This window comes from Pantoea sp. CFSAN033090 (genome assembly GCF_001264395.1).
GTDB classification, from domain to species: Bacteria; Pseudomonadota; Gammaproteobacteria; order Enterobacterales; family Enterobacteriaceae; genus Pantoea; species Pantoea agglomerans.
Window position 1 is genome coordinate 161425 of record NZ_LGYX01000023.1, and the last position, 13602, is coordinate 175026.

Consider the following 13602-nt stretch of genomic DNA (forward strand, 5'->3'; position numbering starts at 1 on the left):
CATGAGTAAGGGATTAACGGCACTGAAAAAAATTCAGCATGTCGATTGATAGTGATCCGGTACTTTGTGCCAGATTAATGAGGGCGTTCAGGTAATTGAAGCGAGCTTCAGCCTGATCTTTAAGCGCACTAAAATATTTTTGCTGGGCATCAAGCTCATCATTTACCGTACGGAAACCCATTTCCCGGCCATATTGAACAGACACCACTTTTTCGCGTGAAGACTCGACGGCATTTTTCTGCGCGTTGATTAACGCTTTTCCATTCGTAAGACTAAGCCATGCTGAACGTGTATCTGTAGCCGCTTTGCGTTGTGCTTCCATGGTGGAATATTTCGCTGCCTGACGGCGATAGGCTGCTTCATAAGATTGTGAAATCTGGCTGCCACCCGCGAATAATGGAATAGAAACGTTAACGCCATACTGCAGATTATTACTTTTAGAGTTAGTGCCAAAAATAGCATCATAAAGTAAATTATCGTCGTTATCGTTACGGCTCCAGTTTTTGCCATATCTGGCGTAAAGTGACACGACAGGCATATGTGCGCCATCTGCAGCCAATACATCAGCATCGGCCTGATCATTCTGAAACAGGGCAATTTTGATTTCAGTGTTACGTTGCTGGCTGGCATTAATCGCATCAGTTAAAGAAGCGTAGGGCGAAGCGTTAAGGCACTGAAAGTTTACCGGCTCGACAGTGTCCGGACTGACACCCGATAAGCGACGAAATGCTTCTCCAGCCAGCAATAACTGACTACTCGCCTCTATTTCTTTGGCCTGAGCAAGAGCGTAATTGGCCTTAGCTTCATCCAGCTCTGTACGGGTGTTTTGTCCATTCAGAATACCGGCCTGCAGTTTTTGCTGCTGTTGTTTGAAGTTGTGACTGGCAGCTTTCGCAGCCTGTAAAACTTCCTGCTGATAGAGCACCGAAAAGTAGGCATTACTGATCGCATTTAATAACTTTTCTTCAGCTTTTTTTGACTGGGCTTCAGCGGTATTGGCAATAGCAACGCCTTTACGCCAGCCAGCATATTTACTCATATCAAACAGGGGTTGTCTGACGCTGAGATCGTAACTGTGATTTGTTACACCACTTTGATATTTTTTATCCGGCTGTTCCTGACGATCCCAGTTTCCTTCGAGCGTCAATGTGGGCAACATTCCGGCCATACCCTGCCAGTATTTTTGCTGATCGGCTTCACTGGTCATCTGGCTGGATTGCAATGCAGAGTCATAGGTTAATGCGGCTCGGGCAGCCTGCTGTAAGCTGGTCGCATAAGATCCAAATGGCACGCAGGACAGTACAATAAATGCAATTTTAAAATTATAAAATTTCATGATGCTCGCTGTTTCTTAAAAATTAAGCCCGAAATTAAATGAGTTGCTGGGCAAAGACATATTTAATCAAATCAGTATTAGACTGCAGCTGAAGTTTACGCATGGCGTTATATTTCTGCGTTGCAACCGTACTGATACTACGTTTACGTGCTTTAGCTATCTCCATTAAACTGTACCCGATAGCAAAAAGCCTGATTACTTCAACTTCTGCGGGTGATAAAAGTGTCTGTGCAGGCTCCTCTGAAGCAGAATGCGCCAGATCTTTCATCTTTTCTGAATAAAATATTTCAGAATTCGATGAGCAAACCCAGTGCAAAGCTTCTACCAGATCCCGTATATCATCACGTTTGCTCACTATTGCATTTACCGGAATTTGCAATATTCTTTTCAAAATGGCCGGGCTATTCTGTGCCGTAAAGATAATGATTTTAAGCTTAGCATTATGGTTGTAAATTTCTTCTAGTTTTCTAACGCCGTTCAAATCATTACGTTCAAAGTTAAAGCAAAAATCAGTAATTAATATATCAGGAGGATCGCTATTCAGTTTTACAAAAAGGTTTTCTGCTTCTACCGGGTATGCTGCAATGTCCAGGTTGTGAAATCCGGTTGAGAGTATTTTTTGTATTGAATAAAAAATAAAAGGACTCTCATCAGAGACACCAACTTTAAACCTCCTTCCTTTTAATGGCCTATCCACTGATAAAATCCTTTCTCAGTTTATAAAGTCTGGTAAAGGGCTCCGAAGAGCCCATATGGTTACTGATAACTAATGGTATAGGTAGCAACTGCGTTAGCACTACCAGGAGTTATTGTGGCAGCAGTCTGGTAATAACGTGCATATAAGGGCACTGTTATCAATGCAGACGACAGTGGATAAGCTGCAACTCTGTATGGTGCTGCCAGTGCAACAGGTTGCTGGCTTTCATTCAGAATCTGAACACCCACTCCGCTGGCAGTTGAGGTCGAATTCAGAGAAACTACGCCGACATCCGATAGCCCATCAGCCGCATCCCCATCCAACTGCATCATAACGTCAAAGGTACCTGAAAGAAGTGCCTCACAGTTAAGCTGAAGATTAAAAGCGGTAGATGGGCTGGTTTGTCCAATACCGGAACCCAACCCACTACTGGTATTCGCTGTGTAACTCCCTAATGACACCTTCGGGTTAACATCACCTGCTGCTGAGCAGGTTTGATCCCTCACAGTGATGCCGCTTTTAATATATCTGACATAAAGTTTCAGGTCATTTCCTGGTACCAATGAGCCTACATCAAATACGTTGACATAGTCCGGAAGCAAATTGGGGCCAGCCATCGAGTTTGACGTCCGCACAATCTGAAAAGGCACATTCAATGTGACATCAGTATAAGCACCGACTGTACCGCCACTGGTTAACGCGTAAGTAGCGATCTTGTTGCCGGTAGGAATATTTGCAGCGTCGGTGGACATTTCACCACCGTAACCGGTATAAATGGTCAAGCCATAACCAAGTGCATCTTCAGCTATTGTTTTACGCTTTAAGTAAACCTCTGCTGTTAATCCATCTAAAAACTGTTGCAGATTATCCAGGGCACATTTGAACGTGACTGTTAAATTGCCACTATGCACGACCGTGCCAACCGGAACAGCTGCCGAAATGTTTATCCCTAGTGAGCGGAAATCTAATACCGCATCAGAAAGAGATTTTTTGCACGTCAGTGTGACATCATCTGCCGCGTTCGCATTAATTGGTGCTAGCATGACGAAACCAGATACTATAGTCATGATGCTGACTATTCTGGTCAGTGTCCTTCTTAAGTTAATAAACATCATAATGTCACCCGATTAACCCTGATTATCTTTGTTTATTTCGCCGTTAGATACGTAGCGAACAGGTTTTGATTGATCGCTGCTGCATGTTGTTGTGAGCCTTGCAAGGGTGTTGTTTTCACTGGAATTAACAACACCAGACTCCAGGTTAACCAGACACTTATCACTGGCTGCTTTACCCCAGGAAATATGCAGGCGGCTGACATCTTTATTTAACCTCACATAAATCTGACCACCCTGTGAAACAGTGGTGATAAGGTTACCGTCTTCATCATTGACCGTTGCACCAAATGGCAAGGCGTTTCCGTTCGGCTGATTAGCACGAATTAACAGTGGCTTTCCTTTACTGGTTTTATAATCAAGTCTGACGACTGCACCCTCAACAGGAATAACGCGCTGCTGAGTTGATTCAAGCTCAACATCCAGTGGAATTCCTTTTGGGTCGATGGCCAGTTCGTTTATCCGGTACGGGTTAAGGTTTGGCACAATAGCTTTGCCGCTGCCGTTTAACACAATATTGGGATAGCCAAGTACACGCGCGCCCTCTGCATCTTCTGCGGTAACAACAGCATAAGTCGTAGACTGATAAGCGCTGAAATTAATGCTATCAGGTAAAGCGACTACCGCACCGCTGATACCACCCGAGGCAGAATAATAGTTTTGCCCTTTAGTATAAGACGCCGTCAGCATACTGTAGGGCGAACGGTATTGCCCACTAACTGAACCGGACTTCTCATTATCAGTATCGCGCGCTATTCCAACGTTATAGTTATATTGGTCATGTTCACCCAGAACACCATTAACTGCTGTTTGTGCATTCACACCCTGTTTATTATGTGTTGCACTTCCGGTTACATAACTTTGACTTTCGCTGCCAATTGGCACCGAGAAGTCGAGTGACAGTTGAGTGTCATGCCCGCCGGTTGAATATAATAATCGGTTTGCTGATAAAGTATAGGAGACCCGACCAATTGTATTATTGTAACCCAGCTGAAATTGCGTATTTGTTCCGGCAGAATCCCAGTAATTCTGAACGAAACCAGTAAGATAGATATTCCCATATGACTCCCCAAAATTTTGGCTTGCCGTCATAGAAAAACGTTGTTTGGGGCGCGAAAGATAATTTGACGAACTGTTTTTATTATTTTTTTTATAATAGTTATTGATTTGTAATGCGTTATCAAAACTGTAATAACCGGATGATGAGAAGCGGTAAGCCGCCAGAGTAAAATTCGTGTTAGTCTGAGAAACCTTCTTACTATAAGTTGCCCGATAACTTACACCTTGCTTTTTCTCATCACCATATTTTGTCTGAGCGCCAGTAATATCCAGTGAGATCGCACCAACAGGTAAACCAAATGCACCTCCCAACAGCACAGAGGTGTAGTTATCTGATCCCAGAATACCTGAGTAACCAGTCAGACTATTGCTAAAACCATGCTGAATAGTGCCCTGATAGACCGAAGGTGTATAAACCATATTGTCTTTTCGGGATACACCACCGGTCAGACTATAAAAAGTCATGCCCGGACGTTTCAGACGCGTCATCGCTGCGTAAGGAACTGAGAAACGGGTCTCACCGCCGTCAGCTTCTTTCACGGTCACGTCTAAATCACCACCGTAGCCTGTAGGATAAAGATCGGTGATATTAAAAGGGCCTGGTGAGACCGTCGTTTCATAAATTTTGTTGCCATTTTGCGATACAGTTACCTGAGCGTTGGTTCGGGCTACGCCGCGGATTTCTGGTGCATAGCCTCGCTGAGAGTCTGGCCACATCTGGTCAACTGTAGATATTTGCGCACCACGAAAAGAAAGCGTATCGAAAATTTCGCCACTGGTATTGCCTTCACCTAATAACAGCCGTGATTTTATTTGCGGAATATCACGCTGGACATAGGTATTAATTGCATCGTAATGATGATACTCGTTGTTTTTTTGACGTTGCCAGCTGAGAGAACCATCGTGACGGAACATCCATCCGCCAAGGTTAAAGCCCGCCAGCGCACGGCCATAAAATGAGTCATATGCCTGACCGTGATTTACAGAGCGATAATAGTTGGTGTTATAGGTTAGCGTAAGTGCTGTTTCACCCTTATCCCAGAATTCTGGCGCAACGTAGCCGCGCGCAGATCGCAACAGATAAATTTGCGGAATTGAGATATCCATCTGCATATCGGCAGAATTGATAGCTGCATGACTCTCTTTAACTACCTCCTCCAACGCCATACACTGTTTACCAGAGCGCAAATCTTCAGCTTGTCCCGGGCTAAAAACTGTGTCCTTAAGTGACAAGCTTTTGACCAGATCATAGGAAAGGCACGCTTTGGTTCCCGCCCCTTCACGAATGACCTGAACATTTTCCCGACCAATCTGACGACCATTCAGGAAAATATCCACCGTATAAGTACCAGGATCAATAGGGTTACCGGTTGCATAGCGGGCCACATCAACTTTAACGCCCGGTAAATTCTTCACAAATGATTCGTCAAAATCATACGAATTTTCTGCAAATGCGGCGCCTGTTGATGCAGTTAAAAAAAGCGCTAGAAAAGATCGGTAAAATATTTTTCCCGTTGGTTTATTATTTTTAATCATCCTTGCCATCATTATTACCCCTGATGAGTTACCAAAGTTACTGACTAATTTTGGCGTCTACATTGCGTGCAGCGCCATAATCATCCAGATATTGATAATGAAAGTTTGTTTTTATTTGATTTGCGTTCAATCCTTTTAGGGAGAAGCTTTTTGTTTCGCCTGGTGCAAGCATTTCTCCCTTTTCACTGACTACTTTTCGCCCCGCGTTATCCTCGGCATTGATCTGTGAAACGTTGACGTAAAACGAAGAATTATTGGTTGCTGTCAGCTGATTCGCTTTCTCCCCTTGATGCCAGATAAGACCCGACGCTGCTTCTGTGGCTTGCATCGCATCGAACCGGGCTGGGCGAAAGAAAATTTTGATGCGACTACGAATAGCCATTTGCAACTGATTTTGATTCGCAAGGCTTTTATCGCGAGGAGGGATGTCGAGTACGTTAAGCCAGAATACCGACTCTTTATCTTTGGGCAGGTTTGAACCGGTATAAACGATACGTAATGTCTGTCCTTTGTTAGCCTCCATACGGAAAACAGGCGGTAGCAAGACAAACGGTACGTTTATTTTATCCAGTGCTTCATCAGGATTTCCATTGTCAATCCAGGCCTGTACCAGCGCAGGTTGATTGCCATGGTTATCTAAGCGGACTGTGACTTCTTTTTCTGTTGCGGGGTAGATTACCCGGGTGCCGATAATCGTCACGCTGGCAAAAGCCGATGAGGTCACCGTAAAAGCCAGCAGACAGGAGATCAAAAATTTAAAACTTTTTTTTTTCATGATTTTGACAGAAATGATGATAGAGGAAGAGAGGTGGGAACAGATGCTCCCACCATAATCAATTACAGGTAATTGATTGAATAATTCACAGCTGATAAGACGGTACCAGCAGTAGCTGCACCAGTTGCATAGTACTGAGCAGAATAGGTCAGAGTACCTGCACCAGCAGTCAGAGCGACAGTTTTTGGAGAGGTGGTCTGCTCAGTGCTACCCGCGTTCAACACGCCATTTCCGCTATCCAGCAGCTGCAGGTCAACATTCGTTGCAGTACCAGTATTGGTCAAACGACCATCAGCATTGACGTTGGCACCTTGTTCAAAGTAAGCGTACACGTCACCAGTCGTAGCTGAGCAATTGCTCAGCGCCATAGTGAAGCGAGTGTTACCTGCAGTCTGACCAGATGTGCTTAAAATACTACTTGCTACTTTAGGCAGTGTAACGGTTGCAGTGCTGCCGCCGCCGTTTACGCTTACAGTACAAGTCTGAGACGCAATATTTCCTGTGAAGTTAATGGTGCCATCTGAAGCTTCAGCAGCATTAACGTGAGCAGCAGCCAGCATCAGACCAAGAGCAACCATAGATAACTTTTTCATATACTTTCCTTTGTATAAAATAATTAATAACATCAATTAATGAACGATTTAATAATCGTTCACTTCCCTGGAGGATTCATTCCTCACAAGAGAATTAGAAAATCAGCAATCCAAATACGACTGCTGCTGCGACACCAACAATACCCATGCCAAAGGCAGACCCACTAACCGGGTTCGCTGCTGGAATTGAGTCTGGGCGCGTCCATTCAGTTTTCTCTTCTGAGCTTGCGCCTAGCTGCTTAAAGAAATCCAGGATCACCGAAGTTAATGAACCACCGCTAACGCCTTCGATTTCTTTATTGTTCAATTCACGCATGTTGTTTCCTTAAGCTGTAATTACAGATGCATTAGGATCAAACTGGTTTTCAACGACCGCGTTAAACCAGCCTGCCGTGCTATCCCAGCCATTCATAGCACCATATAAAGCACCATCAACAAGACCAAGGACTGCGCCGACAATCAGACCTACACCGGCAGAGACAATACCAACACCCAACACGCCACCGGTACTTCCGCCACTCATTCCCCATTTAAGACCAAAAGAACTAATACCTGTAACGGCACCGACAACTACAGCACCAATAAAGTCAAAAAAACCTGCTCCTGAAACGTTTTGCATTTCAAAAGATGTTAACTCTCTCATCGATATCTCCATGTATCATTTTTTCAATATTATTATTTATGCCGCTTCTAGCGAACGGCGCTATTAGAATGGGTGGTCATAAAAAATGAAATAGTAAAACATCCATAATTCTTCTTTTGTTATCGTAAGCAAGGATATGGCTATTATATTTTTACATAATATTAACTGCTGTTGGTATTCTGGAATTTTTTGAGCGTACATTATTCTTATGCGTGATTTAACCATTAACAGCACTGCTTATGCCTGATGCTTAAAATTATCTGGCATCCGGGAAACGCATGCCATGAACGCGGTTCAGTAAAACTGATTCATCTATGAATAAGCTTGTGCATAAAGCCATGAGTTAATGATTTCACTTGCCTGAATGTGAAGTCATTTGAGAAGTGGAATTAAAAAGGGAAAAATCCCATTTGCCAGCGCCTGGTGCTTTAAGCTAAATAAATCATATTTATCAGGATAAAAAACTAAATATATAAAGATAATCAATTTAAGTATCTGTTTAATGGGTGTCGTGGTTTAATTCCTTCCATGCAATGCTGCCTGACAGCGTAACTTTAGTAAGGAGTATTAACATTGATGCCAATTTGATTTGTTTCTTTTCAGCCATGCTGGAAAATTGAGAGGGGTGTTTAAATACGTGCTTTTAAAATAGCATAATCATAACATCATCTTTCAAATGGTAATGGGAAATTCTTTTTTTAGGAAAAAAGTTATAACACTGCCCGTAAGGTGCTACAAAGTAGATTTATGTGCTAACTAAACAGCGTTTGAATGGTGTAAGATCTGGTTATTGTTTCTTTTATTAGCCTGAATGTCTTTATTTATTTGTATTTGCGGTTTTGAATTTTGTTGGGACGGTTTTATTATAGTGGAACCGATAAAGACTATTTTTAACTGCCCGAGTTATGGAGGCGAGCTCAGGTAAGCGAGTACACCAGGCGAAAGAGAAAGAGACTATAAAAAACTGATTTTACGAATTGTTGCTAATCACTGACCAATGCGTCAGTTAGATTGAGTTAATTAATATGTATAGAGTGACTGAAAATCATGAACGGATCATCGATGCATTAGCAGGATTTACGCAGATTGCTAATCCAGATGAAATTTCAAGAGGCAAGCGCCGTTATCATTTGACTAAAGATCATGTACGTCGCGTTATGTTCATTCTTGACGGCGATTTTTTACTTAAACTTAAAGGCGAGAATAAGGTTTTGAATATCTTATCCGCTCCGTTTGTTGTCGGCGTCACTCCAGCTTTAGACGAGCCGCCAGTCTATCTGGAACGAGTCGATTATGGAAAAGTCAGTTTCATTGACTATGACGTGTTCTGGCGATTGGTTTTTGAGAAAGATCTTTTTAATGACGCAATGTCTATTTTATCAGGACAGTATTCTGATCTGATGAATTACATTCAGTTACCAAAAAGTAACTCATATGATGAAGTTCTTTCTTTGATTGAAAGATGGAAAAAACTGCCGACTCATTTAAAGAAACGATTTTCAGCACTATATCTTATTGAAAATAGTTCTCATTTATCAAAAAGTTCCATTTGCAGAGTGCTCAAGGAACTAAAAGAGAAAGGCGAATTGGTACTGATTAACGGTAAGTTCACCTGAATATAATATTTGTCATCGTGAATTTTGTGATGCTGAAGGGAAAAAATGGATGTTAATGTGGTTTGTACGGATGACAATTACTTCTTCAGACTGGGCATATCAAAGGTAATTGAGGAGGCACTGCTATCTGATGCAGAAGTAAAATTTTTATCAGGTTTTGATAGTTATAACCTGCGGCAGGCTGACTTCATCCTGATCAATGTTTCGCAATGGCGTCTTTATATGTGTCAACCCGCTTATCGCGAGCGAAAGCCTGGCAGTATCATATTGGTATTTACCGATGATTTCGGAGAGAAAATTAAAAACCCGTTACCATTTTGTTATCAATCTTTGCTTGAAGTGTCAAAAAGGGATTCGGTACGTTTAATCACTGAGAAAATAACCAAGGCCTGGTTAAACACTCAGGGAAGAGTTATGGGATATCTGCCTTCAGACTGTTTACGGTGCGAATTTGCACGTATCACCGTGGTGCAACTTCAGGTGCTTAGTTTTTTGAAGAAAGGATACAGTGTAATCCAGACAGCAAAAAGGTTAGATTTGTCAGTTAAAACAATCTATGCACATAAATATAATGTGATGAGAAAGTTCGCTCTGAAAGGAGACAAAGAATTTAATGCATTTATCAATGATGTCTCGTTGCTTGAACTTTACAAAGGAGTTATCAATGTAAATGAGATTTAACGTTATCCAGAGGCGTAGGCTCACCCTTCTGCGCTGTTTAAATTTCCCATTTTTTATTTTTTAAGGAGTTGTCAGCTCCTGTTCAACATCGGATATAAGGTGTTTTAAATATAGTGATTAAGCACCTTAAGGAGAGTTATATGGAAAATAATTCACGTTTAACATGCAAAGCATCGAATAGTCCCTTTAAATTTATGCAGGGAGCAATGCTGAGTATGGTTTTATTACTTACAGGCTACCTGTACTGCAATTATGTTGAGGCGGCGCCATCGCAGAACGCTCCTGCGCCATCGTTGTTTAAAGAGGTCAACACTGACAAGGCGCCGGAGCAGATACGCGGCCCGCGTGCGCACATTATTGTCTACCGTATTGATGAAAAAAATCCTGCCTTATCAAAACGCGTTGTTAATGTATTTGTTAATAATCAATACTATACGAGCGTAATGTCAGGTGATAGAGGGACTGAAATTAGTGTGTGTCCTGGCCAGAAAAAACTGGACGTTATGTTCAGCCAGCATGATTTTGTCCAGCCAGCAAAAATTGAAGTACCCACACCAGAGCTGAAATCAGGTGAGCGCTATTACTATCAGTTAGCGGTAAATGATCAGCAGAAAATCACGGCGCGTCTTGTGCCTGCAAAGGAAGCTGAATCTGTTTTAACCAGTCTCAAAGCACAATCACGTACGTTATCGCGTGTAGTAAATGAACGTTCTTGTTCTGAAGCGGGCGAGTCAAAACTATTGAATCACCCGGTGGCTTCTTCACTATTAAATTCTGACAGTAGTCATGCTCAGAGCAATGCTATGAAGATAGCTGATAAAAGCAGTAACGCTCAGGGCGCTGCATACTCACTGCATTGATGCAATCTGGCACCATATTATTTATTAATCAGTTCTGATAATGCCTTTCACTGACTCGAGAATCAAGAGTTGTGCTGGAAGCAATGTCAGGATTGCAGATTATCTCGTCATAAAATCACGGTTATTCGAAGTATATGAATATAGAGATTAAGGGTTTGTGAAAGCCTTATTTCTATTGAATTTAATCAATCCTCGTTAATTAAGAAGGTTGTTATGTTGAAAGTGAACTTGCGTGGTGTGAAGGGTATTATCTCTTCATACACTGTTGATACAAAATCTGAAAATCCTACAACGATCAAAGTTCCGCATCAGGGTGCATTAAATATAGAACTGATCGATAGCGCTACAGGACATGCTCCGCAAATGGTTGTAACCAGGCGCGTTGGCAATAATCTGCAGCTTTTCTTTAGCCAGGATGATTCTCAGCATCCTGATATTGTGCTGGAAGATTATTATGATAATGAAAACGTTCATCTGATTGGGCTGGGCGAAAACGGTCAATTTTATGAATATGTGCCGACTTCCGGCGATGTGGCTGAATACCCGCCAGCTTTAACTGAAGGTCAGAGCGGTGAACAGGTATTAGGTGGTGAAGGATATGCCAGTGCCGATCCGCTGACTGCCAGTGACAACAATTTTGGTTGGTTGCCCTTTATGCTGCTGGGCGGCGCGGCAGGCGGCGTTGCTATTGGTGCGTCCGGGCGTGGTAGCAGTGGCCATGACTCTTCCGCTAAGAGTGTATCGGTGACACTTGATCCTGTTGCGGACAGTGATAATGATGGTCGTCCAGAGTTTTCCGGAACATCGAATAGCCCTGACTCACAGGTTGTCATTCAACTGCCTGATGGCACCCAGATCACGACCCAGACGGACAGTGAAGGTAACTGGTATGTGGAAGCACCGACTTCACAACCAAATGGCACCGTCACTGTTACGGTAACTGATAGTGCGGGCAATAGCGGTAGCCTGACTGAAGAGTTTACTGACACCTCTTCGCCAGAAGCGGCGGTTATAAATAGCAATGATGATGAACAAATCTCAGGTAAAGCAGAACCTGGTTCAACAGTGGTTATTTCCGATGGCAGTACCGGTGAAACCACCACGGTTGTAGTTGATGAAAATGGTGACTGGAGTATCCAGCCTAACCCTGTCAATGAAGGGGATACCGACGTAACTATCGTGGTCGTCGATCCTGCGGGTAATGTCTCTCCGCCGTCCAACGGTTCCCGACCGGACATAACTCCTCCAGATAACATCAACTCCGGCATTGTCAGTGACTCAGTCACCCTGACCGACGACGTCGGTGCGATTACCGGCGAGATTGCCAGCGGCTCGGTCACCGATGACGCGCGGCCGACTCTTTCCGGCGACGCAACCGCCGACATCGATCACGTCAACATCTATGACAACGGCGAGCTCGTCGGCAGCGCAGCGGTGGACGCGGACGGCAAGTGGAGCTGGACGCCGGAGCAGGATATGGCGGACGGCACCTCTCACGACCTGACGGTTGCGGCGGTGGATGCGGCGGGCAACGAAGGCCCGCAGGCAGACGGCGACTGGAGCTTTACCGTTGACACCAGCACGGCGGCTCCGGAAATCACGAACAACACCGAGGACGAGCTGGCCGGTAACGCCGAGCCGGGCGCGGTGATCGTGATCACCGATCCGGTCAGCGACAGCGTGACCAGCACGGTGGCGGACGCGGATGGTCACTGGAGCATCCAGCCGAATCCGGCGGGCGTGGACGCCAAAGACGTCGTGGTGGAAGCCACCGACGAGGCGGGCAACAGCAACAGCGTTGTGATCGACGGCCCCGGCGACAGCACGCCGCCGGATAACCAGACCTCAGGCCTGGTCATCGACAGCATCACCCTGACCGACGACGTCGGTGCGATCACCGGCGAGATTGCCAGCGGCTCGGTCACCGATGACGCGCGGCCGACTCTTTCCGGCGACGCAACCGCCGACATCGATCACGTCAACATCTATGACAACGGCGAGCTCGTCGGCAGCGCAGCGGTGGACGCGGACGGCAAGTGGAGCTGGACGCCGGAGCAGGATATGGCGGACGGCACCTCTCACGACCTGACGGTTGCGGCGGTGGACGCGGCGGGCAATGAGGGCCCGCAGGCAGACGGCGACTGGAGCTTTACCGTTGACACCTCGGTGCCGGATAACCAGACATCGGGTTTGGTGGCGGACAGCATCACACTGACAGATGACGTCGGTCCGGTACAGGGCAAGATTGAAGATGGCTCTGTCACTGACGATGCACGTCCGACCTACTCAGGCACGACTACCGCAGACATCAGTTACGTCAATATCTACGACAGTGGCAAGCTGATCGGCAGCGCAGCGGTGGGCGCGGACGGCAAGTGGAGCTGGACGCCGGACAGCGCAATGAGCAGCGGGGCACACACCCTGACGGTCGCGGCGGTGGACGCGGCGGGCAATGAAGGTCCGCAGGTAAGCGGTACGGCGGATGCGGCGTGGGACTTCAGCGTCCTGACCAGCGCCCCGGCGCAGCCGGCGATTGAAAACGTGGTGGACGACTACAGCCAGGGTGAAGACGCGGACAGCGGCTTCCTGCAGAAGGGCCAGCTCACCAACGACGGCACGCTGACGCTGAACGGCACCGCGGGCGCGGGACTGACGGTCATCGTGTGGGCCACTGATGCGGACGGCAACCGGGTA

The 13602-nt window shown here is 45.3% G+C and carries 12 protein-coding genes; 4 read left to right on the forward strand and 8 right to left on the reverse strand.

The features are described from left to right. Positions 1–13 precede the first annotated feature (13 nt). The 8 genes from AFL22_RS18750 to AFL22_RS18785 form a co-directional block, all read right to left on the reverse strand. Positions 14–1336, reverse strand: coding sequence for a TolC family outer membrane protein (locus tag AFL22_RS18750; RefSeq protein WP_010256785.1), 1323 nt, complete (start codon positions 1334–1336; stop codon positions 14–16). A gap of 34 nt (positions 1337–1370) precedes the next feature. Further along, entirely contained in the window at positions 1371–2033 is a 663-nt protein-coding gene (locus tag AFL22_RS18755; protein ID WP_052271913.1) for a response regulator transcription factor, read from the reverse strand. Between the two features lie 59 nt (positions 2034–2092). Next, entirely contained in the window at positions 2093–3148 is a 1056-nt protein-coding gene (locus tag AFL22_RS18760; protein ID WP_052271914.1) for a fimbrial protein, read from the reverse strand. A gap of 12 nt (positions 3149–3160) precedes the next feature. Next, positions 3161–5752, reverse strand: a complete 2592-nt coding sequence (locus AFL22_RS18765) for a fimbria/pilus outer membrane usher protein (protein ID WP_052271915.1) — start codon at positions 5750–5752, stop codon at positions 3161–3163. Between the two features lie 25 nt (positions 5753–5777). Then, complete coding sequence (locus AFL22_RS18770) at positions 5778–6515, reverse strand: molecular chaperone (protein WP_052271916.1); 738 nt, start codon at positions 6513–6515, stop codon at positions 5778–5780. A 62-nt stretch (positions 6516–6577) separates the two neighbouring features. Beyond that, positions 6578–7108, reverse strand: a complete 531-nt coding sequence (locus AFL22_RS18775) for a fimbrial protein (protein WP_010256772.1) — start codon at positions 7106–7108, stop codon at positions 6578–6580. A 94-nt stretch (positions 7109–7202) separates the two neighbouring features. Continuing rightward, the gene (locus AFL22_RS18780; protein ID WP_010256766.1) at positions 7203–7424 is read right to left on the reverse strand and encodes a hypothetical protein; all 222 of its coding nucleotides are present in this window, start codon (positions 7422–7424) and stop codon (positions 7203–7205) included. A gap of 9 nt (positions 7425–7433) precedes the next feature. Then, positions 7434–7751 (reverse strand): hypothetical protein, encoded by a 318-nt coding sequence (locus AFL22_RS18785; protein ID WP_010256762.1) that lies wholly within the window; start codon positions 7749–7751, stop codon positions 7434–7436. 1025 nt (positions 7752–8776) lie between these two features. On the opposite strand from AFL22_RS18785, the gene AFL22_RS18790 reads away from it, so the two are divergent. The 4 genes from AFL22_RS18790 to AFL22_RS18805 form a co-directional block, all read left to right on the forward strand. Further along, the gene (locus tag AFL22_RS18790) at positions 8777–9367 is read left to right on the forward strand and encodes a helix-turn-helix domain-containing protein (protein WP_033770258.1); all 591 of its coding nucleotides are present in this window, start codon (positions 8777–8779) and stop codon (positions 9365–9367) included. Positions 9368–9412: 45 nt separating this feature from the next. Next, complete coding sequence (locus AFL22_RS18795) at positions 9413–10048, forward strand: LuxR family transcriptional regulator (protein ID WP_052271917.1); 636 nt, start codon at positions 9413–9415, stop codon at positions 10046–10048. A gap of 140 nt (positions 10049–10188) precedes the next feature. Then, positions 10189–10908, forward strand: coding sequence for a hypothetical protein (locus AFL22_RS18800; RefSeq protein ID WP_052271918.1), 720 nt, complete (start codon positions 10189–10191; stop codon positions 10906–10908). A 363-nt stretch (positions 10909–11271) separates the two neighbouring features. Further along, positions 11272–13602 (forward strand): Ig-like domain-containing protein (locus tag AFL22_RS18805; protein ID WP_241773199.1); only part of this gene is annotated, 2331 nt, incomplete at its 3' end.

Excerpts from the sequence above, each read along its gene's own strand:
- AFL22_RS18750 (WP_010256785.1), bottom strand. The coding sequence starts at position 1,336 with ATGAAATTTTATAATTTTAAAATTGCATTTATTGTACTGTCCTGCGTG.
- AFL22_RS18775 (WP_010256772.1), bottom strand. The coding sequence starts at position 7,108 with ATGAAAAAGTTATCTATGGTTGCTCTTGGTCTGATGCTGGCTGCTGCT.
- AFL22_RS18780 (WP_010256766.1), bottom strand. The coding sequence starts at position 7,424 with ATGCGTGAATTGAACAATAAAGAAATCGAAGGCGTTAGCGGTGGTTCA.
- AFL22_RS18785 (WP_010256762.1), bottom strand. The coding sequence starts at position 7,751 with ATGAGAGAGTTAACATCTTTTGAAATGCAAAACGTTTCAGGAGCAGGT.
- AFL22_RS18800 (WP_052271918.1), top strand. The coding sequence starts at position 10,189 with ATGGAAAATAATTCACGTTTAACATGCAAAGCATCGAATAGTCCCTTT.
- AFL22_RS18770 (WP_052271916.1), bottom strand. The coding sequence starts at position 6,515 with ATGAAAAAAAAAAGTTTTAAATTTTTGATCTCCTGTCTGCTGGCTTTT.
- AFL22_RS18790 (WP_033770258.1), top strand. The coding sequence starts at position 8,777 with ATGTATAGAGTGACTGAAAATCATGAACGGATCATCGATGCATTAGCA.
- AFL22_RS18760 (WP_052271914.1), bottom strand. The coding sequence starts at position 3,148 with ATGATGTTTATTAACTTAAGAAGGACACTGACCAGAATAGTCAGCATC.
- AFL22_RS18765 (WP_052271915.1), bottom strand. The coding sequence starts at position 5,752 with ATGATGGCAAGGATGATTAAAAATAATAAACCAACGGGAAAAATATTT.
- AFL22_RS18795 (WP_052271917.1), top strand. The coding sequence starts at position 9,413 with ATGGATGTTAATGTGGTTTGTACGGATGACAATTACTTCTTCAGACTG.